Annotated in this window: 18 protein-coding genes, 1 tRNA gene and 1 pseudogene; 5 read left to right on the forward strand and 15 right to left on the reverse strand. The window is 68.0% G+C overall.

Features of this window, described 5'->3' with window-relative positions; genetic code table 11:
* Positions 1-4 precede the first annotated feature (4 nt).
* Positions 5-895, reverse strand: a complete 891-nt coding sequence (locus tag OXR00_RS07490; protein WP_242147428.1) for a prephenate dehydratase — start codon at positions 893-895, stop codon at positions 5-7.
* A gap of 107 nt (positions 896-1,002) precedes the next feature.
* Here OXR00_RS07490 and OXR00_RS07495 point away from each other — a divergent pair.
* A pseudogene (locus OXR00_RS07495) lies at positions 1,003-1,485 on the forward strand (cytochrome c family protein); the annotation flags it as partial.
* 3 nt (positions 1,486-1,488) lie between these two features.
* Here OXR00_RS07495 and OXR00_RS07500 read toward each other — a convergent pair.
* The 3 genes from OXR00_RS07500 to OXR00_RS07510 all read right to left on the reverse strand — a co-directional run bounded on the left by OXR00_RS07500 (position 1,489) and on the right by OXR00_RS07510 (position 3,328).
* Positions 1,489-1,555, reverse strand: a tRNA-Pro gene (locus OXR00_RS07500).
* 184 nt (positions 1,556-1,739) lie between these two features.
* The gene (locus OXR00_RS07505) at positions 1,740-2,624 is read right to left on the reverse strand and encodes an LOG family protein (RefSeq protein ID WP_267387525.1); all 885 of its coding nucleotides are present in this window, start codon (positions 2,622-2,624) and stop codon (positions 1,740-1,742) included.
* A 44-nt stretch (positions 2,625-2,668) separates the two neighbouring features.
* Entirely contained in the window at positions 2,669-3,328 is a 660-nt protein-coding gene (locus tag OXR00_RS07510) for an extensin family protein (RefSeq protein ID WP_267387526.1), read from the reverse strand.
* Between the two features lie 144 nt (positions 3,329-3,472).
* Between OXR00_RS07510 and OXR00_RS07515 the strand changes: the two genes are divergently transcribed.
* The 3 genes from OXR00_RS07515 to OXR00_RS07525 all read left to right on the forward strand — a co-directional run bounded on the left by OXR00_RS07515 (position 3,473) and on the right by OXR00_RS07525 (position 7,542).
* Positions 3,473-4,615 (forward strand): phosphoserine transaminase, encoded by a 1,143-nt coding sequence (locus OXR00_RS07515; RefSeq protein ID WP_267387527.1) that lies wholly within the window; start codon positions 3,473-3,475, stop codon positions 4,613-4,615.
* 96 nt (positions 4,616-4,711) lie between these two features.
* Complete coding sequence (serA, locus tag OXR00_RS07520) at positions 4,712-6,289, forward strand: phosphoglycerate dehydrogenase (RefSeq protein ID WP_242147437.1); 1,578 nt, start codon at positions 4,712-4,714, stop codon at positions 6,287-6,289.
* A 149-nt stretch (positions 6,290-6,438) separates the two neighbouring features.
* Positions 6,439-7,542 carry an ATP phosphoribosyltransferase regulatory subunit gene (locus OXR00_RS07525; RefSeq protein WP_267387529.1) on the forward strand — a complete coding sequence of 368 codons (1,104 nt, stop codon included), beginning with the start codon at positions 6,439-6,441 and terminating at the stop codon, positions 7,540-7,542.
* Between the two features lie 22 nt (positions 7,543-7,564).
* Here OXR00_RS07525 and OXR00_RS07530 read toward each other — a convergent pair whose 3' ends face one another.
* Entirely contained in the window at positions 7,565-8,890 is a 1,326-nt protein-coding gene (locus tag OXR00_RS07530) for a dihydroorotase (RefSeq protein ID WP_267387531.1), read from the reverse strand.
* Between the two features lie 44 nt (positions 8,891-8,934).
* On the opposite strand from OXR00_RS07530, the gene OXR00_RS07535 reads away from it, so the two are divergent.
* The gene (locus tag OXR00_RS07535) at positions 8,935-9,672 is read left to right on the forward strand and encodes a folate-binding protein (RefSeq protein ID WP_267387532.1); all 738 of its coding nucleotides are present in this window, start codon (positions 8,935-8,937) and stop codon (positions 9,670-9,672) included.
* Positions 9,673-9,848: 176 nt separating this feature from the next.
* On the opposite strand, the gene OXR00_RS07540 is transcribed toward OXR00_RS07535, so the two are convergent.
* The 10 genes from OXR00_RS07540 to OXR00_RS07585 form a co-directional block, all read right to left on the reverse strand.
* Entirely contained in the window at positions 9,849-10,973 is a 1,125-nt protein-coding gene (locus OXR00_RS07540; RefSeq protein WP_267387533.1) for an OmpA family protein, read from the reverse strand.
* 135 nt (positions 10,974-11,108) lie between these two features.
* Positions 11,109-11,612, reverse strand: coding sequence for a DUF2793 domain-containing protein (locus tag OXR00_RS07545; protein ID WP_267387534.1), 504 nt, complete (start codon positions 11,610-11,612; stop codon positions 11,109-11,111).
* On the reverse strand, positions 11,609-13,786 hold the full coding sequence (locus OXR00_RS07550; protein WP_267387535.1) for a phage tail protein: 2,178 nt from the start codon (positions 13,784-13,786) through the stop codon (positions 11,609-11,611). The genes OXR00_RS07545 and OXR00_RS07550 overlap by 4 nt, the downstream gene beginning before the upstream one ends.
* A 1-nt stretch (position 13,787) precedes the next feature.
* Positions 13,788-14,183 carry a peptidoglycan endopeptidase gene (locus tag OXR00_RS07555; protein ID WP_267387536.1) on the reverse strand — a complete coding sequence of 132 codons (396 nt, stop codon included), beginning with the start codon at positions 14,181-14,183 and terminating at the stop codon, positions 13,788-13,790.
* Positions 14,180-14,989 (reverse strand): DUF2163 domain-containing protein, encoded by an 810-nt coding sequence (locus OXR00_RS07560; RefSeq protein ID WP_267387538.1) that lies wholly within the window; start codon positions 14,987-14,989, stop codon positions 14,180-14,182. Before OXR00_RS07560 ends, OXR00_RS07555 begins: the two co-directional genes overlap by 4 nt.
* Positions 14,986-17,271, reverse strand: a complete 2,286-nt coding sequence (locus OXR00_RS07565) for a DUF2460 domain-containing protein (RefSeq protein ID WP_267387539.1) — start codon at positions 17,269-17,271, stop codon at positions 14,986-14,988. Before OXR00_RS07565 ends, OXR00_RS07560 begins: the two co-directional genes overlap by 4 nt.
* 4 nt (positions 17,272-17,275) lie before the next feature.
* Entirely contained in the window at positions 17,276-17,857 is a 582-nt protein-coding gene (locus OXR00_RS07570) for a tail tape measure protein (RefSeq protein WP_267387540.1), read from the reverse strand.
* Positions 17,850-18,047, reverse strand: a complete 198-nt coding sequence (locus OXR00_RS07575; protein ID WP_267387541.1) for a phage tail assembly chaperone — start codon at positions 18,045-18,047, stop codon at positions 17,850-17,852. Before OXR00_RS07575 ends, OXR00_RS07570 begins: the two co-directional genes overlap by 8 nt.
* A complete protein-coding gene (locus OXR00_RS07580) occupies positions 18,044-18,355 on the reverse strand; it encodes a GTA-gp10 family protein (RefSeq protein WP_267387543.1) in 312 nt (103 codons plus the stop codon). The genes OXR00_RS07575 and OXR00_RS07580 overlap by 4 nt, the downstream gene beginning before the upstream one ends.
* Entirely contained in the window at positions 18,352-18,759 is a 408-nt protein-coding gene (locus OXR00_RS07585) for a phage major tail protein, TP901-1 family (RefSeq protein ID WP_242147461.1), read from the reverse strand. Before OXR00_RS07585 ends, OXR00_RS07580 begins: the two co-directional genes overlap by 4 nt.

The following is an 18,759-nucleotide window of genomic DNA, read 5'->3' on the forward strand; positions in this document are numbered from 1 at the left end:
GACGTCACCCCCGCGCGCGCGCCCTCGGATAGGCGCCGAGTACGCGCACCGACTTGGAATGGAACCCCAGTTCCTCGAGCGCGCGGTCGACGTTGGCGTCGCCGGGGCGGCCTTCAATATCGCAGTAGAATTCGGTCGCGGCGAAGGTGCCGCCCTGCTGGTAGCTTTCCAGCTTGGTCATGTTGACGCCGTTGGTCGCGAAGCCGCCCATCGCCTTGTAAAGCGCGGCGGGGACGTTCTTCACCTGAAAAATCAGCGTCGTCATGTACGGCCCCTCCCCAACCGGCGGGTGCCCCGCGCGCGCCAGCACGACGAAGCGCGTGGTGTTGTGATCGGCGTCGGCGATATCGCTGGCCAGCGTTTCGAGGCCGTAAATCCCGGCGGCACCCGGCGGCGCCAGCGCGGCAGTGGCGGGGTCGCCCAGTTCCACCACCATCGCCGCCGCACCGGCGGTGTCGGGGTAGCTGACCGGCGCGATGCCGTGTTCGCGCAGCCAGTGGCGGCATTGGCCGAGCGCTTGCGGATGGCTCATCGCGTTGCGCACGCCGCCGACCGGGCCGAGGCCCATCAGCGCGTAGCGGATCGGCAGGAAATGCTCGCCGGTGATGACGAGGCCCGATTCGGGAAGCAGGAAGTGGATGTCGGCGACGCGGCCGTGCAGCGAATTCTCGATCGGGATGATCGCGCAATCCGCCCGCCCGTCGCGCACCGCGTCGATCGCATCGGCGAAGTCGAAACACGGCAGCGGCAGGCAATCCGGGAACGCCTCCAGCGCGGCGATGTGCGAATTGGCGCCGGGCGCGCCCTGGAAGGCGACCGCGCGGGCGGGTTCGGCACTGGCCTGTTCGATCATGCGCGCGACGATCGGTCGCGCGGGCGCTGCGAAGTTTTCCATGATCGGCGAGGCCGTAGCGACGGCTTCGCGTGCGCACAAGCACGGCTTGCGGTGGCGCGCGCGCGAATCTAAGGATGATCCAAACATCGGAGAGGGGCCCACGCACGATGGACAGCCGTACCAACACGATCGCGGGGTGGACGCTCGGCGCGTGCACTGCGGCGCTGGCGCTCACCATCGCGGGCAGCACGCTGTTCACCGCCGAAAAGCCGGAGAAGGCGGGCTACCCGGTCGAGGGCGTATCCGCCGATGCGGCGGGCGGTGGCGAGGCGGAGGTGCCGATCGCCGATCTGCTCGCCAAGGCCGATGCGGCACACGGCGCGGAAGTGTTCAAGAAATGCGCCGCCTGCCACACCATCAACCAGGGTGGCGCCAATGGCATCGGGCCGAACCTGTATGCGACCGTCGGCGAGGCGAAGGGCCAGGGCAAGGCGGGCTTCGCCTTCTCCGACGCGCTGAAGAGCAAGGGCGGGAACTGGGACTTCGAGTCGCTTAATTCCTGGCTGGCGAGCCCGCGCAAGTTCGTTCCCGGCACCAAGATGACCTTCGCCGGGCTTTCGGCGGGCAAGGACCGCGCCGACGTGATCCTGTACCTCAACCAGCAGGGCTCTAACCTGCCGCTGCCCGCTCCCAAGGCGGGTGCGCCGACCGCCACGGATGCGAAGGCGCCGCCGGGGTCCGCGCCCGCGACACCGGGCGACAAGGCCAAGCCGAGCGTCGAAGGCCTGTCCAATGTGGCGACGCCGGCCAACGTACAGGCGCCGGTGGAGAAGTAAGCGGGCGACAGATTTCCACCCGCCCTTCTCCGTTCGGGCCCTTCTCCGTTTCGGCGAAGTGCGCGCCGTTATTCCGCCGGGAACACCGCCGGGTCGGCATCGCGGTAGAAGTCGCGCACCACGTCCCAACCCTCTTGCGCGGTCTCGACGAAGGTGAAGATGCCGAGATCCTTGCGTGACACCACGCCTTCCTCGACCAGCGCCTCGAAATTGACCACGCGGTTCCAGAAGTCGCGACCGTAGAGCAGCACCGGGATCGGCGCGATCTTGCCGGTCTGGATCAGCGTCAGCAGTTCGAACAGCTCGTCAAACGTGCCGAACCCGCCGGGGAACGCCGCCAGCGCACGGGCATGCAGCAGGAAGTGCATCTTGCGCAGCGCGAAATAGTGGAACTGCATCGACAGCGCCGGCGTGACGTAGGGGTTCGGTGCCTGTTCGTGCGGCAGCACGATGTTGAGGCCGATCGACTCGTGGCCCGCCTCCGCCGCGCCGCGGTTCGCCGCCTCCATGATCGACGGGCCACCGCCCGAACAGACCACGAAGTGGCGCTTGCCATCCGCATCGTTGGGGAACGCGCTGGCGAGGCCGGCAAGCTCGCGCGCGACGTCGTAGTAATGCGACTTGGCGACCAGCCGCTCGGCGATCGCCTTTGCCTCGTCGCCCTGCGCGAGATCGAGCATCGCCCGTGCCTTCGTCGGTTCTGGGATCCGCGCCGATCCGTACATCACGAAGGTCGAGGCGATGTTCGCCTCCTCGAGGATCAGCTCGGGCTTGAGCAGTTCGAGCTGGAACCGCACCGGCCGCAAATCCTCGCGCAGCAGGAAATCCATGTCCTGAAAGGCGAGGCGGTAGGCCGGCGTTTCGGTTTGCGGGGTGCTGATGCCGGTCTTGGCTTTTTCGGCATCCTGGCGAGCGCGCGGGAAGACGCGCGACGGTACGTTGGTATCACTCATTTGTGCTTATGTAAGCGAAAGCGGCACGGGTTTGAACCCTCCCCTCACCGGCAAAAACTCTTGTGATCGTCCTCGAGGTGGAAGTGGTTGCGATGCGCACTGTTGTAGTCCGGGCTCAGCACCGTGCCAAAGCGCTTGCAGGCCGAACCGCGCACGGTGCGCAGGAAACCGCGGATCTGCGCGTCGGGCGAGTTCCACCCGTCCAGCACGCTGATCCGCCGCCCGTCCTGCAGCACGAACGCCGCCACGTCGACCGCGTTGGCAATGGCATGACCGGACAGCCGCGCATGCGCCGTGCCGATCGTGTTGCGGCAGACATAGGTGCCATAGGTTTCGATGCGGACCAGATCGCTGCCGAGCATCTGGTGCGCCGCAGGCACCGCCGCATGGCGCGCCCAGCCGGTGAAGGCGCGGGCAAGGCCGCAGCGCATCGGCTTGAGGTTGGTGACCGGCAGGCCGATGTCGATCAGCTGCACCGCACCGATGATCTGGCAGCCGCCGCCATAATCGCGATCCGGCAGCGGGCTGAAGCGCACGTCCTCGCGCGACAGATCGGTAAAGCAGGCCTGCGTCTCGCGGCTGGTGGGGATGTTCAGCGTGATCGGTTTCGACCCACGCGGGCGTGGCGGGGGTGGCTTTCCGCCGCAGCCGGCGAGACCGAGCGTTGCGATGAGCGTCGCGAAAAAGAAAATCCGGCGTAGCATTCTCGCGCGTTTAGCGGGGCTTGCCGTCCAGCGCGCGCGAAATGCGCCGAACCGGCGCGGTTGACAGCCGGTCGTTCGCCGCTAAGGCCGGCGACGGGCCACGCGGTCCCAACGCCGCGCGTGCTCTCTGTAAGGAGAGACTATATGACTGATCTACCCGCGCTTCCGGCGACGAAGCCTGCGCGTCCTTTCTTCAGCTCCGGCCCCTGCGCCAAGCCTCCGGGCTGGTCCGCGGACCGACTCGCGACCGAATCGCTCGGCCGCTCGCATCGCTCGAAGATCGGCAAGACCCGCCTCGCCTATTGCATTGACCTGATGCGCGAGCTGCTGGAACTGCCCGATACCCACCGCATCGGCATTGTCCCCGGCTCCGACACCGGCGCGTTCGAGATGGCGATGTGGACGATGCTGGGCGCACGCGGCGTCACCACGCTCGCCTGGGAAAGCTTTGGCGAAGGCTGGGTGACCGACGCGGTCAAGCAGTTGAAGCTCGATCCGACCGTGATCCGTGCTGACTACGGCCAGCTTCCTGACCTCACCACCGTCGACTGGTCGACCGACGTGCTGTTCACCTGGAACGGCACCACCTCCGGCGTGCGCGTGCCGAACGGCGACTGGATCCCTGAGACCCGCGAGGGGCTGTCGTTCGCCGATGCCACCAGCGCGGTGTTCGCCTACAAGCTGCCGTGGAACAAGATCGATGTCGCCACCTTCTCGTGGCAGAAGGTGCTGGGCGGCGAAGGTGCGCACGGCGTGCTGATCCTAGGGCCCCGCGCGGTCGAACGGCTGGAAAGCTACACCCCCGCCTGGCCGCTCCCCAAGGTGTTCCGCCTGATGGCGAAGGGCAAGCTCGCGGAAGGCGTGTTCAAGGGCGAGACGATCAACACCCCGTCGATGCTGGCGGTGGAAGACGCGATCTTTGCGCTCGAATGGGGCAAGTCGATCGGCGGCGCTGCCGGCCTGATCGCGCGCAGCGACGCCAACGCCGCAGCACTTGACAAGATCGTGGCGGAGCGTTCGTGGCTCGGCCATCTTGCCGCCGACGAAGCCTCGCGTTCGAAGACCAGCGTGTGCCTGACGGTGGAAGGCGCGGACGAGGCGTTCATCAAGACCTTCGCCGGGCTGCTCGAAAAGCAGGGTGCGGCCTATGACGTGGCCGGGTATCGTGATGCGCCCGCCGGCCTGCGCATATGGTGCGGCGCGACCGTCGACACCGCCGATATCGAGGCGCTCGGGCCGTGGCTCGACTGGGCCTATGCGACCGCCAAGGCGCCGGCCGCCGCGTAACTGATACCGCACCCCGGCGAGTCGCCGGGGTCGCCCTCCGCATCAAGTGCCGTGAGGCACGCCCTCCCCGTGCGCGGGGACGACAAAGGATTTCCCATGCCAAAAGTTCTTATCAGCGACAAAATGGACCCCAAGGCCGCGCAGATCTTCCGCGAGCGCGGCGTCGAAGTGGACGAGATCACCGGCAAGACGCCCGACGAACTGAAGGCGATCATCGGCCAGTATGACGGCCTCGCCATCCGCAGCTCGACCAAGGTGACGAAGGATATCCTCAGCGCCGCGACCAACCTCAAGGTGGTCGGCCGCGCCGGCATCGGTGTCGACAACGTCGATATCCCCGCCGCTTCCGCCGCCGGCGTTGTCGTGATGAACACGCCGTTCGGCAATTCGATCACCACCGCCGAACACGCCATCGCTTTGATGTTCGCGCTCGCCCGCGATCTGCCCGAGGCCGACAAGTCGACGCAGGCCGGCAAGTGGGAGAAGAACCGCTTCATGGGCGTCGAGGTGACCGGCAAGACGCTCGGCCTGATCGGCGCGGGCAACATCGGCTCGATCGTCGCGGACCGCGCGCTTGGTCTCCGCATGAAGGTGGTGGCGTTCGATCCGTTCCTTAGCCCTGAGCGTGCGATCGAACTCGGCGTCGAGAAGGTTGAGCTCGACGATCTGCTCGCCCGTGCCGACTTCATCACGCTGCACACCCCGCTGACCGACCAGACGCGCAACATTCTCTCGGCCGAAGCGCTCGCCAAGACCAAGAAGGGCGTGCGCATCGTCAACTGCGCGCGCGGCGGGCTGATCGACGAGGCGGCGCTCAAGGAAGGGCTCGACTCGGGGCATATCGGCGGCGCGGCGCTCGACGTATTCGTGAGCGAGCCGGCCAAGGAGTCGCCGCTGTTCGGCACGCCGAACTTCATCTCGACCCCGCACCTCGGCGCGTCGACCAGCGAGGCGCAGGTCAACGTTGCGATCCAGGTCGCGGAGCAGATGGCGGATTACCTCGTCTCCGGCGGGATCACCAACGCGCTCAACGTGCCGTCGTTGTCGGCGGAGGAAGCGCCGCGGTTGAAGCCGTACATGGCGCTTGCCGAAAAGCTCGGCAGCCTGGTCGGCCAGCTTACCCGTGGCGCGGTGCCGCGTATCTCGATCCACACCGAGGGCGCCGCGACCGAGCTGAACGCCAAGCCGATCGTGTCTGCCGTGCTGCACGGTTTCCTGCGCACGCAGACCGACACGGTCAACATGGTCAACGCGCCGCTGCTCGCCAAGGAGCGCGGCATCGAAGTGCGTGAGGTCAAGACCGAGCGTGAGGGCGATTACCACACGCTGCTGCGCGTGTCGGTGAAGACCGATGCGGGCGAGCGCTCGGTGGCGGGCACGTTGTTCGGCGATGCCGCGCCGCGTGTGGTCGAACTGTTCGGCATCAAGGTCGAGGCCGATCTCGCCGGGCCGATGCTGTACGTGGTGAACGAGGACGCGCCGGGCTTCATCGGGCGGATCGGCTCGCTGCTCGGGCAGGCCGGCGTCAACATCGGCACCTTCCACCTCGGCCGCCGCACCGCCGGTGGCGAGGCGGTGCTGCTGCTGTCGGTCGACGAGCCGGTCACGCCCGAACTGATCGCGCAGGTGCGTGACCTCGCCGGCGTTAAGACCGCGATGGCGCTGGCGTTCTAAACACCGATAGCGGAAGGGCCGTGCCGCGCGAGCGTGCACGGCCTTTTCGTGTCCTGCCCGGAAAATCGCGACTCGAGGTTGACGACACCGCGCGCGCAAGCGACGGAACGCGCGATCTTTGCCGAAACGGCGACAACAAGGCTTCCGTGATGACTTCGCTTCTCCCCCAGGGCTTCCGCGATCGCCTGCCCCCCGTCGCCGATGCCACCGCGCGACTCGAACAGGCCGTGCTCGGCGCTGCATTTCAGCATGGCTATGAACGCGCCGATCCTGCGCTGGCGGAGTTCGAGGAAGGACTCGCCGGTCGCCTCAAATCCGCCACCGCGCAGGATGCCGTGCGGTTCGTCGATCCGGTGTCGCAGCGCACGCTGGCAGTGCGGCCCGACATCACCGCGCAGATCGGCCGCATCGCTGCCACTCGCATGGGCCATCATCCGCGCCCGGTGCGATTGTCCTACGCCGGCCCAGTGCTGCGGCTGCGCGCCTCGCAACTCAGCCCAGAGCGCGAGATGCTGCAAATGGGCTGCGAACTGATCGGCCTCGGCACGATCGCCGCCGCCACCGAGATCGTCAGCGTCGCGGTCGAGGCGCTGGAAGCGGCGGGCGTGCACGACGTCTCGATCGACTTCACCCTGCCCGATCTGGTCAGCACGCTCGCCAAGGGGCCGCTGCCGATCGACGACGCGCAAATCGCCGCACTGTGCGACCGGCTCGACGCCAAGGATGCCGGCGGTGTGGCCGAAATCTCGCGCGCGTACCTGCCGCTGATCGAAGCGGCGGGGCCGTTTGCGGCGGCGCATGACCGGCTGTGTCAGTTCGACGTTGGTGGCGCGCTGCGCTCGCGACTCGACGGGCTGTGGGCGATCGCGGAAGCGCTGAAGGGCCGCGTCGGGCTGACGCTCGATCCGACCGAGCGGCACGGTTTCGAGTATCAGAGCTGGCTGGGCTTCTCGATCTTCGCGCGCGGCGTGCGCGGTGAGATCGGCCGGGGTGGCAGCTATTCGATCGTGCACGAAAATGGCGCGGAGGAAGTCGCGGTCGGCTTCTCGCTCTACGCCGATGCGATCGTCGCGGCGGGGCTAGGCGAGATCGACCGACGCCGGCTGTTCGTGCCGATCGGCACCGATCCGGCAGTGGCGGCGACGATGCGCGCGGACGGCTGGGTCACCGTCGCCGCGCTGGAGGCGGGCGACACGCCCGAGGCGCAGCTCTGCACGCATGTCCTGGCGGAAGGCGAGCCGCGCGCGCTGTAACCGCGCCGCTTGCCCGAGGCGTTCAGCCGAACTCGATCGCCTCGAACCGGATCGGCTCGCCGACTGCCGCATTCGCAAGCGCGCCATCCCACATCACGCGGTTGCCGCGCACGATCGTGCCGATCGGCTTGCCGGTCAATTCCATGCCAGTGAACGGCGACCAACCGCAGCGCGACGCCAGCCAATCCTCGGTGATCGTCCAGCGCTTCTTGAGGTCGACCACGGTGAAATCGGCGTCGTAGCCAACCGCGATCCGCCCCTTACCGACAATCCCGAAGATGCGCTGGGCGCCCGCGCTGGTCAGGTCGATCACGCGCTGGAGTGTGGTGCGCCCCTCGGCAAAATGGTTGAGCAGCAACGGCAGCAGCGTCTGCACGCCCGGCATGCCGCTGGGCGAATCAGGATAGGGCTTGGCCTTCTCTTCCGCCGTGTGCGGCGCATGATCGGAACCGATCACGTCCGGCACGCCCTGTTGCAACCAGTGCCACAACCCGTCGCGGTGCGCGCCGGAGCGGATCGGCGGGTTCATCTGCGCATAGGTGCCGAGGCGCGGATAGGCCTCCTCCCCCGCCAGCGTCAGATGCTGTGGCGTGACCTCGCAACTGGCGATGTCCTTGTGCCGCGATAGCAGTTCGAGTTCGGCGGGGGTGGTGACGTGCAGCACATGGATGCGCCGTCGCGCCTCACGCGCCAGCTTGAGGATGCGCTGCGTCGCGATCAGCGCGCTTTCGTCGTCGCGCCACACCGGGTGCGAGGCCGCATCGCCAGGGATGCGTTCACCCGCACGCGCGTTCATCCGCGCCTCGTCCTCGGCATGGATCGCGACGCGGCGGTGGCCGGAGGCAAGTACATCGGCGAGCGAGGAATCCTCCGACACGAGCAGATCGCCGGTCGACGCACCCATGAAGATCTTTACGCCTGCCGTGCCCGGCATCCGCTCCAACTCGGCCAGATCCCGCGCGTTATGGTTGGTCGCGCCGACATAGAATGCATGGTCGCACCACATGCGGTGGTGGGCGCGGGTGAGCTTGTCGGTAATCGCATCGGCGCTGTCGGTGTTGGGCTTGGTGTTGGGCATCTCGAACACCGCGGTCACCCCGCCCAGCACGGCGGAACGGCTACCGCTTTCGAGGTCTTCCTTGTGGACCAATCCCGGCTCGCGGAAATGCACCTGCGTGTCGATCACGCCAGGCAGGATGTCCAGGCCGGTGCAGTCGATCGTCTCACCCGCATCGCCGCTCGCGCCGATCGCGGCGATCCGGCCGCCGATCACGCCGACGCTGGTTTGTACCGGGCCGCTCGGCAAATGCACCGTGCCGCCAGTCAGGATCATGTCGTAGCGTGCCATCGCTGCCTCTTTCGCTTGTCTCGCCTCCCCCCTACCTGTTGCGGATGACTGAAACCACCCCAACGCTGCTCAGCGACCGCGCACTGATCCGCATCGCCGGAGACGATCCGCGCGGTTTTTTGCAAGGCCTCGTCACACAGGATGTGACCGGTCTCGACGCGTCCGGACCACGGTGGGGCGGACTGCTGACGCCACAGGGCAAGGCGCTGTTCGATTTCCTGCTGTGGGCGGACGGCGACGCGGTTCTGATCGACTGCGAGGCATCGGCTGCGGAGGCGCTGACGCGGCGGCTGTCGATGTATCGGTTGCGGCGGGCGATCACCATTGAGCCGGCGCAGGGTGCGGTGCATTGGTCGCCGCTGGACGGCGGCGGAGCCGATCCACGCCTGCCGGATCTCGGGTGTCGCTGGCTGGGCGAAGCGGGCGGCGCACCGGCCGACGCTGCGTGGCGTGCGCACCGGCTCACGCGCGGCGTAACCGAAGGCGTTGCGGAACTCGGCAGCGATCAGACATTATGGCTGGAATGCAATGCCCGTGAACTGAATGGCGTGAGCTTCACCAAAGGGTGCTATATCGGGCAGGAAAACACCGCGCGCATGCATCACCGGTCGAAGGTCAATCGCCGTCTGGTGGTCGCGCCGCTTGGCGATGCGGGGGATCGAACCCGCACGCGTTACGCAGAGCTCGGCCTGATGGTCGAACTGCGCCGGGTCGAGTCGCTGGGCGACGCCCTTTGTCCCGGGTGGCTCGACGCAGCGCTTGCCGAGCCTGCATCAACCTGACAGCCGCGATACTTCCATCAGCCTTTGCGTGTCGGCTAGCCTCGGGGTTGGTCCACGCGCCTATGCTGCTGGCCACCGTAACGTCGCCGCCGCTGCTTCATTCTCGACCAGCACCACGCACAAAAAAAGGGGCCGGTTTCCCGACCCCTCTCTTTGAACTCGCGTTCCGGTCAGATTTACTGGCCCGAACCCGGACCGTACGTGATTTCCACGCGACGGTTCTGGACTTCGCGAACGCCATCGGCGGTCTGAACGCGCAGGTGCGAAGGATCTTCGCCGAATGCCTGCGTGGTCATGGCTGCTTCCGGGATCGAATGCGACGACAGGTAAGCCTTCACCGCGTCCGCGCGACGCTGCGACAGACCGACGTTGTACTTCGGCGTACCCGAGCGATCGGCGAAGCCGGCCAGCATGACCTGTGCGTTGCCGCAAGAAGCGTACTGAGCGATCGCGTTGTCGAGGATCGACGACGCTTCCGGCGTGATGTCCGACTTGTCCCACTCGAAGAACACGATGAACGGACCAGGCGAGCAAACCGGTGCGGGCGGCGCTGCAACCGGAGCTTCCGGGGGCGGCGGCGGCGGGGGCGGCGGCGGCGGCGGCGGCGGCGGTGCTGCCGGCTCGCCGAAGTTGTAGGTCAGGCCACCGAGCAGGCTGTGCGAACGATAGCGCGTCTCGTACTGCGCACCCTCGACACCAACCAGCTTGACGTTGTCGGCGTTGAAGAAGCGATACTTGAGCGAGAGATCGACATGGTTCGACAGCGGAGCGCGAACGCCCGCGAGGCCCTGCCATGCGAAAACCGTGTCGCTGTCGTCCAGGAAGCTCGCTGCGTTGCCGGCACGCGGACCAGCAAGCGTCACGCGCGCAACACCGACACCGCCGCCGACGAAGCCCTGAATGGCATCGTCATCGCCGAAGTCGAGCAGGCCGTTGACCATGAAGCTCAGAGCCGACGTGTGGCTGTGCGGGCTGTCATACTGGCCGGGGCGTGCGAACGCACCGGTGTTCACGAACGGCGTGTTGACCGACGAACGATAGGTGTCGCCCTTGGCGAACTTGTAACCGACTTCGCTTTCAACCCGGAACATGCCCAGGTCGTAACCGATCACGCCATCGACGTCATAACCGGTCTTGGTGTTGTACGTTCCTGCCGAAGGCGTGTTCGCAATATCGAACTTCATGTCTTCGACGATCATACCACCGCCTTCAACGCCGACGTACCACGACTTGTCGCGGGCAAGAGCAGGCGTTGCAAGAGCAGTGGAGGCAAGCGCTACGATAACGGCTAGCTTCCGCATAGAAATCCCCTTTCCTTAGGTGTCACTCGGACAGCCCAAACTCCCTAGTCCTGCGTTCGTTTCCACGCAAGCGCACAAAAACCGGCTACTGTTGCATATCCGCAACATCGAGCGATACCCTCTTGGAAAATGCGTTCACGTGCCGATCAGCCCATGGTTGTGCAGTGCAGCAACGACACTGGCAAGCGCGCCGCGCGCCTCGGCATCGATCACCGTGCCACCGGTTGGTTCCGCGATGGCCGGCTGGCGCTCGCCTACTACCTGTACCCCGCCGATTTCCACGCCTGCCGCTCGCAGGATGCCGACGCTCCAGCCGGTGCCGTCAAAGCGGAGTTGCGCACCATCGGCAAGGCTCCAGGCGCACATGCCGGGAACGGGCAAGCAGAACCGCCAGCCGCTTTCGCTCCATCCGGCAAGAGCCTGTGCGGAGCCGCTCCACGCGCCGTCCGGCTTGGTTCCGACGATCCAGCACTGGCCGGCCACCGGCGCTTCCGGAGGAACGTTCACGCCGGCCGCAACCACGACCGTCTGGGTCAGCAGATCGAGCAGCGTCAAGGCCTCGTTATGCGTGATTTCCTTCTGCGCCTGGCCGGCGTTCAGGAATGGAAGTGCGAGTCGTGGGGAGAGATCGTCGCTCATGATTGTATCTCCAAAGACGGGATGAACAGGCTGGCGCCGGTGGATTCGCCAACCGAACCGATCTGTCGCACGCTGACGGTCGTGCCGCCGCCGCGCTCGACCGCGGCAAGCCTGACGCCGGGCGAATCGACCTCGGCCGTGCGCGTGCCGTCGCGCCATGTCAGCGTGACGCGGTAGCGCTCCCGTTCCTCGACCAGCGGCGCATCGACGCCGTCGATCCAGCGCCAACCCGCGCGACTACGGCGGGTCCAGGATATCGCCACATCGCCACTGCCGACTTCGTGCCAGCGCAACGCAACCGGCGATGGCGGCAACACGGATGCGCCACCGATCACGCAAGCGGCCGCCGCCGGACCGGCGACATCGCCGACGCCTGCCGCCAGCACCCGCACCGTTCCGCCAAGCGTCGTCAACGGCAGATCCAGCGACAACGACGTGCCGGGTTCCAGCAAAACGAAGCGATCTTCCGGCCGCTGTGTGCCGATCGCCGATTCGGTCCCGCGCCGCCCGCGCAACAAGGCCGATAATCGCCAGCGCGCCGGGCCGATCTGCTCGGCGTTGGCGAACTGGAGCAGCTCGTCGCCGCACAGCGCAAGGTTGGCACCGGCGTCGATCGTACCCGCCGTGGCGCTTGCAAGGCTCATCCCGTCATGCGCCAGAACGACCTCGAACACCGAACGTCGGTCGAGCAAAGCGGCCGGCGCTTGGCCGGGAGTACTCGCCAGGTTGCCGAGCGTGGCGGGTGCCGCCGTCGCACCGGCGTTCGCCCAACTGGTCCCTCCATCCATACTATAAAGCAACGCTGCACGCCGCCAGCCTGGTGCGCTGCCCGCGGCCATGATCGTCAGTCGCGGTGCACTCAGCGGCGTATCGTCGAGCGGCGGGATCTCGAAGGCGTGGACGATCGTCGTGCCGCTGAGCGCATCAGGAGTCGACAGCACGCGACCGGCGCTGGCCCGCACCGGCTGTGCCGCCGCGGCGAGTCGAACGCACTCCAGCGACAGCACCATCCGCTCGAACGACCAGCCGGTCACGCGCCATACCCCCGGTGCGCCTTCGATCGCGACGCGCGCACCCGGGCCGATCCCGATCGAGTCCCAGCCGAGCGAAACCGTGCGCCGTACCCGCCCCGCCTCGGCACGATCGAGCGCCGCCTGCGCCATCGTCTTCGCCGCCACCGCCTCGAGCGCAGCAGGCATGTCGATGCGATCCTCGGCGTAACCGGCTCCCGGCCGCCGCACGCGCTGGAGCCCACTTTGGTAATCCCGCGCCGGATCATAATGCGCCAGCGTCATCGTGCGCGGCACCGTCTCGATGGCGGCGGTAGCACCTGTCCCGCGCGCGCCGCCGGTCGTGCCGGCGGCCACGCCGCTGTCGATAATCGTGCAGTCTGCCGCATCACCGGCGCGCATCGTCAGCCCACCACCGGCCGGCGCGTACCAGCCGCCAGTCGCGGAGCCGATCGTTTCGATCACCGCGCGCGCATTGCCATAGGCAGCGAAGCCCGACACGGGCAGCGTCACGCCGGCGCCGTCAACCAGACCGTCGGAAAGCTCCGCCACGATCGCCCCCGCCGAGACCGGCGCTGCATCGGCGACAACCTCGAACGTCAATGATGGAATGCGATTGCCATAATCCGCCAGTTGCAGGGTCTCGAACACCGCATAAGCGACGCCGCGATGCGCCGGCGAAAGGCTTTGACCTTCCGCCGATGCGATCAGCGGATCGACCGCCTGATCCTCGCTGCCGAGGTGCAGGCGGAAACCGGTCGTCACCTTCCAGTCGTCGGCCGCACCGCGCAGCAGATTGCCGTCCGCCCAGATCCGCCTCACCCCCAGGATCGGCCGCCCCGACAACGCCACCGCGAAGGATGCGGCATAGCTGTAGCTGGTCGCGCTTGGCTGGCCCTTGCCGCCGCCGGTGGAGTTCCGGCTCTCGATCAGGTCGGTCGACCAGATCACGCTGCCTGCCACCCGCATCGTGCCGAATACCTTCTGGATCGGCGTTCCGTAGGAAGATGTCTGCACCGCGAGTTCGGTCAGGCGTGGACCCTCGCGACCTTCCGGTCTGAACAGCACGTCGCGATCGACCGCTTGCCCCAGGATCGCACCGAGCGCGCCGCCGATCGGCCCGCCCACCACGCTGCCGATCGTCGTCAGCACCAATGTCGCCATGTCAGTCCTCCCCTTCGAAACACCACGCGCCGACCAGCGGCCAGGGCGGCGTCCCGGGCCGTTCGACGACGCGGCGCAGCATCGCGTCGGCATGGACGATCCCGCCCGGCACCATCACGGCGAGATGAAATTGCGCCGGACCTGCCGCGAACAGCAGCAGGTCGCCCGGCGCGGCAGGCACCGCGCGCGATAAACCCGCCGAGTCGATCGCGCGGCTCGGGTCGGCACCCCGGATCGCGTAATCGGCAGGGATCGCCCCCGCGAACCCGCCACCGCGCGCGGCGATCGCGGCGAGTCCGACGCAATCGAGCCCAAACACCGGGTCGCGCCCATGCAACCGGAAGCGCGCGCCGATCGCACCGCGGGCCGCCGCCACTGCGTCCTCGCGGCCGGTCATGCGCCGGGATACCGCGTCAATAGGTCGATGCCGGGCAGATACGGCTCGCCGCGAAAGTTCACGGCGTTGCCGAACCGTGCGGCGCACGTGGCAAGGCTCTTGTCGCAGCCCTCGATCAGCTCGATCAGATCGCCCGGCGCGGGCGCGTATACCGGCTCGCTCCGCAGCGTCACCACTGCGCCATCCGACAATGCGATCGCGCTTTCCAGCCCGGTGTTCGCACCACCAAACCATCGCAGCAGCCCACCGCCACAGGTATTCTCGGCCCGTTCGGCCTGATCGATCGTTACCGCTCGCGCGGCCACCGAAACGACGCGAGCAAACCGCCGCCGTCCCGCCATCGCCACGCGACAGCGCGTGTCGCCAAGTTCGGCGCGACACTCCGCCGACGTTTCCTCCGCCACCGGTCGGTCAAGCGCCGCGCTCCACCCGCGCAGTTCGGCGGTGAACGCGCCGTTCTTCGTCTCGACCGCCCCGATGGTCCCATCGCCGAGATCGACGCGACCTGCGCCGCCAGTCCAATCCACCGCGAACAGCCGCACCGCCGCCCCGTCCCACCGCCCGGCGGCAAGATCGGCCGCGCTGATCGCATTGCTGGTCAGTGCACCCGCAACATCCATCGTGTCGGCATCCAGCCCGTCGCTGCGCTTGATCGCGGAGGGCGTCATCCCCGGCGCGGCACGGTGGATCAGGCCGTCGATCGTCAGGTCGCGGTCGTGCGAGGTCAGCCCAATCGCAATTCCGTCACGTCGCTCGATCTGCCAGCACAGCGCGATCGTCGAGAGAGGTCCATCGAGGAAGCTCATGCCTCGCGCACCTCGATCAGCGGCACCGATGCCGCCGATCCCGCCAGGAACGTCGCGCGCGTCACGCTGAGGCTATCCTCGGCGAAACGCACCGGTACATCGAACAGGAACCCCGCCGTCACCACCGCACCCGCCGCCGGCGCGGTGTCGAGTTCGACCATGCCGCCATCGGTAAGCGAGAACGCCACCGTCGTTACCCCGTCCACCGCCACCGTCACGCTGCCGCCGACCGGCCGGGTGATCCGCCGCACCGCCTCGCCGTAATGTTTTACCAGCGCGAAGCGGGTGCCGAGACCATCGCCGATGCCGAGTTGCTGGTCGAGCGCACCGGGCACCGCGCCGCCGGACGACGCATCGAACGGATCGCGAAACCGGAAGCCGCGCGCCGGCCCTAGTCGCGCGCGGAAGAAGGCGAGCAGTTCCGCGATGTCAGCCTCGGACCGGACGCCCGGTCCGACATCGTACCGCGTCCGCGCTGCCGCCCAGTCGGCGTTGCGCGCCTCGCTGCCGCCCGCGCTCGTCACGATCGCGGTGGAATATTCCGGCGTAACCTCCGCCTCGCGGCCAAGCGCGAGGGGAAACAGCACATCATCGAATGCCTGCACGTCGCCTGTCTCCTCATCGAAATGGACGTATCCATCGCGGATCACCTGCGGCAGCGCCCAGATCACCGCGCGTTTCACGCCGCGCGCCCGCGCCACATCCGCCGCCGCGTCGATCGTCGCCCAGTCGGACGAATCCTCTGGCTTGAGCACGAAGCCGGACAGATAATCGGTGTGGTCGCTCGCATAGCCGAGCCGCGCCTGCGCCGCCGCGATGGCACGCGCGCTGAGCGCGGTGTTGCCGGCGGTGACGTAATCGTAATCCTCGAGTTGCAGCACATCGAACGCAGGAGCCGACCAGCCGAGCGGCAGGTTGACACGCCGCACCTCCGGCGCGCCCGCCGCCAGCACGCTTGGCAGATAGGCGAGCAGATGCGTCTCGCAAGTTGGCGCCACGCTGCGCACCGCCGCGACCAGCGCCGCCGTCGATGCACTGAGCAGCACTCCCGCCGCATCCAGCAGCACGACCGCCGCCGCCGGCTGCGGCCCACGCACATCGGCGATCTCGACTGGCATCCCGAACGCCACGCGCGCCGCCGCATCGTACAGGCAGGGCCGGCCATCCGCCATCACCCACCACCACGGCTCGCCGACCTGGAACTTCGGCGCCAGCCCCGCCGCCAGCGCGATCCCGATCACCTCGACCGCCACGGCACGCAGATACGCCATCGCGTCGCGATGCGCGGGCGACAACAAAGTCGAGGGCGGCACCCACCCGGTCAGCGCGGGCGATCCATCCCACGCGCGCTGCTTCCAGTCCGCCGGGCAATGCGCGTCGAACAGTTCGTAACTAAGCGACCAGATCAGATCGTAGCCGAGCGCCTGCGCGCGCGCCGCATAATCGCGCTGCCACGCCCGCGCCGCCACGTTGAGCGCACCGCCCTCCAGCGTCACCAGCAGCCCGTCGCCGAGCCGGAAGTAATGGCTCATGCCGAGATAATGAACGATGGCGCCGCGATAGCCGAGCTGCACCGCGTTCCTCAGCAGCCGCGCCGGGGTGAGGTTGTAGCTGTCGTCATACCCGCCCGCAATCTCGAAGCCGTGCGCGGGCACCACCACGTCGCCGATCGCCAGCACCGCACCCGGCCCGTCGCAGGTAAGTTCGCTCAGCTCGACCCATCCCTCCGCCGGGGCAGGCAGCACCGCATCGCTGCCGTCGTAATCCGGTGGCACCAGCGATACGAACATCCGGTCGATATCGCCCGCCCATACCGGCACCGCCTCGCCCGGCAGCAGGAACCCACCGTCGACACGCGCGAAGTCGATCGCCACGCGCGCGTCCTCCGGCGTGCCGGTCGCATAGTTCCACAGCCGCACGTACCACGCGCGCGCCGCGCCATCCGCGTCGCGCCCCTCGATCGTCAGCACGGGTCCGTTCACCGCATCGAGCGGCTTCACCCCACCCGACCGCCACCGGAACGCCAGCCGGCACCCACGAAAATCGCGCGCCGTCTCGTACGTCAGCAACGGATGATCGAACCGGTCCTCCGCCTCCCAGATCAACCCGGCAAGATCGTCGGCGCGGTAGAACACCGCATCCACTCGCAGCGCATCCGCCGCCGTGGTCGTCACCGCCGCCATCATCGGACGCGGGAAGTTCACCGTCCAGAACCGCGGATCGAAGCGCGAGATCACGCCCTCGCTCTGCACCGTCCGTTCGAACGCCAGCCAATATGCCATACTTTTACTCCGTCGCCAGCGCGGCCTTCACCGCGCGCGCCACCTGTCGGCTCGATGCGGTCAGCGCCGCGCCGCTCTCGCCCTTAGCCGCGTTGATCGTGATCGCGACGCGAACGTCGCGGCCACCGTCGCCGCCGCTCGCCGCCGGCACCACGCTGCCGCTGGTGGTCGGCACGAACAGTTCCGGCCCACGCTCGCCCACCATGTACGGGCGCATCGGCGAGACCGGCCCGCCGGTCGCCCGCCCCGGCGATCCGCCGAACAGGCTGCCGAGCGCAGACAGCAGCCCGCCGCCCGACACCCCGCCGCCGCCGCTCGTGCCGCCCACCACCGCGCCGATCCCGCCCCGGATCGCCGCGCCGGCGATGTCGCCCAGCACCGACAGCGCCACCTTGCGCAGATCCTCGAAGCCGAGCGATCCGGTCTTCGCCGCCTTGACCAGCGCGCTCTCGATCGATCGCCCCGCCCGATCCGCCCCGCTCGACAATGGCCCGTCGAGACTGGCGCGCATCGTATCCACGTCGCGCGCAAAGCCGCTGGTGTCGGCGCGCACGCTCACCACCAGCCGGTCGATTTCCTCATCCATCCGGAAATGCCTCCTGCAATGTCCTGATCGTCGCGGCATCGGGCGGCGCGACACCCTCGCCCGCCAGTACCGCCACCAGCGCCGCCAGTTCGGCGGGCGTCGCGTTCCAGAACCGGTCGGGCGACCAGCCGAACGCCACCCCCGCCAGCCCCGCCAGCCGGCCCGCCGCCAGCGCAAAGCGGTCGCTCATCGCCCGCCGAGGATCTGCGCCAGCAGCACCCGCAACACCGGCGTCGCCGCCGCCAGCCCGCTCGTGACGATGCTCTCGCCGAATGTCTCGCGGCTGAGCGCGGGCGGGGCGGCATGGCGGCAATGCCAGAACAGCCCGACCAGTTCGGCGAGCGAAAGCTGCCCCGCCGCCGCGCGCTCGACCAGCGCGAACAGCGGCCCGAGTTCCGCCTCCGCCGCGACCAGTGCTGCGAAGCTCGGCCGCAGCACCACCGTCTCGCCCGCGATCCGCAACGCCGCCTCGCCGCGCACAGGGTTGGCGCCGCTCATGCCGGCACCACCGGGCCGGAGCTTTCCAGCGCGATCGTGTAGCTGCGCTCGCCGTTGTAATCGCCGGCGTAATCGAGCCGCGTGACGAGGAACCGCCCGGTCAGCGTCTCGCCGCTTTCGAAGCTCAGCCGGTAATCATCGATCACACCGGTGAGCGCATTGCCCTTGAGCCGCACCTCCGCGCCCGAGCCGGTGAACACGCCCGCCCCCGATACGCTGACCGAGCGCACCCCCGCGCCCGACAGCAATTCGCGCCACCCACCCGAATCCTTCGAGGTGATCGCCACCATCTCGCCGTTGATCGACAACTGCGTCGTGCGCAGCCCCGCCACCGTGGTGAAGGCGGGCGGCGCACCGCCATCACCGACCTTCAACAGAAACGCCCTGCCACTTTCCGCGCCCAT

Origin of the sequence: Sphingomonas sp. GC_Shp_3 (genome assembly GCF_026540945.1) — a bacterium.
Lineage (GTDB): Bacteria > Pseudomonadota > Alphaproteobacteria > Sphingomonadales > Sphingomonadaceae > Sphingomonas.

What these genes read in the sequence shown, in the direction of transcription:
- OXR00_RS07490 (WP_242147428.1), bottom strand. Translation starts at nt 895, where the DNA reads ATGGAAAACTTCGCAGCGCCCGCGCGACCGATCGTCGCGCGCATGATC.
- OXR00_RS07505 (WP_267387525.1), bottom strand. Translation starts at nt 2,624, where the DNA reads ATGAGTGATACCAACGTACCGTCGCGCGTCTTCCCGCGCGCTCGCCAG.
- OXR00_RS07510 (WP_267387526.1), bottom strand. Translation starts at nt 3,328, where the DNA reads ATGCTACGCCGGATTTTCTTTTTCGCGACGCTCATCGCAACGCTCGGT.
- OXR00_RS07515 (WP_267387527.1), top strand. Translation starts at nt 3,473, where the DNA reads ATGACTGATCTACCCGCGCTTCCGGCGACGAAGCCTGCGCGTCCTTTC.
- serA (WP_242147437.1), top strand. Translation starts at nt 4,712, where the DNA reads ATGCCAAAAGTTCTTATCAGCGACAAAATGGACCCCAAGGCCGCGCAG.
- OXR00_RS07525 (WP_267387529.1), top strand. Translation starts at nt 6,439, where the DNA reads ATGACTTCGCTTCTCCCCCAGGGCTTCCGCGATCGCCTGCCCCCCGTC.
- OXR00_RS07530 (WP_267387531.1), bottom strand. Translation starts at nt 8,890, where the DNA reads ATGGCACGCTACGACATGATCCTGACTGGCGGCACGGTGCATTTGCCG.
- OXR00_RS07535 (WP_267387532.1), top strand. Translation starts at nt 8,935, where the DNA reads ATGACTGAAACCACCCCAACGCTGCTCAGCGACCGCGCACTGATCCGC.
- OXR00_RS07540 (WP_267387533.1), bottom strand. Translation starts at nt 10,973, where the DNA reads ATGCGGAAGCTAGCCGTTATCGTAGCGCTTGCCTCCACTGCTCTTGCA.
- OXR00_RS07545 (WP_267387534.1), bottom strand. Translation starts at nt 11,612, where the DNA reads ATGAGCGACGATCTCTCCCCACGACTCGCACTTCCATTCCTGAACGCC.
- OXR00_RS07550 (WP_267387535.1), bottom strand. Translation starts at nt 13,786, where the DNA reads ATGGCGACATTGGTGCTGACGACGATCGGCAGCGTGGTGGGCGGGCCG.
- OXR00_RS07555 (WP_267387536.1), bottom strand. Translation starts at nt 14,183, where the DNA reads ATGACCGGCCGCGAGGACGCAGTGGCGGCGGCCCGCGGTGCGATCGGC.
- OXR00_RS07560 (WP_267387538.1), bottom strand. Translation starts at nt 14,989, where the DNA reads ATGAGCTTCCTCGATGGACCTCTCTCGACGATCGCGCTGTGCTGGCAG.
- OXR00_RS07565 (WP_267387539.1), bottom strand. Translation starts at nt 17,271, where the DNA reads ATGGCATATTGGCTGGCGTTCGAACGGACGGTGCAGAGCGAGGGCGTG.
- OXR00_RS07570 (WP_267387540.1), bottom strand. Translation starts at nt 17,857, where the DNA reads ATGGATGAGGAAATCGACCGGCTGGTGGTGAGCGTGCGCGCCGACACC.
- OXR00_RS07575 (WP_267387541.1), bottom strand. Translation starts at nt 18,047, where the DNA reads ATGAGCGACCGCTTTGCGCTGGCGGCGGGCCGGCTGGCGGGGCTGGCG.
- OXR00_RS07580 (WP_267387543.1), bottom strand. Translation starts at nt 18,355, where the DNA reads ATGAGCGGCGCCAACCCTGTGCGCGGCGAGGCGGCGTTGCGGATCGCG.
- OXR00_RS07585 (WP_242147461.1), bottom strand. Translation starts at nt 18,759, where the DNA reads ATGGGCGCGGAAAGTGGCAGGGCGTTTCTGTTGAAGGTCGGTGATGGC.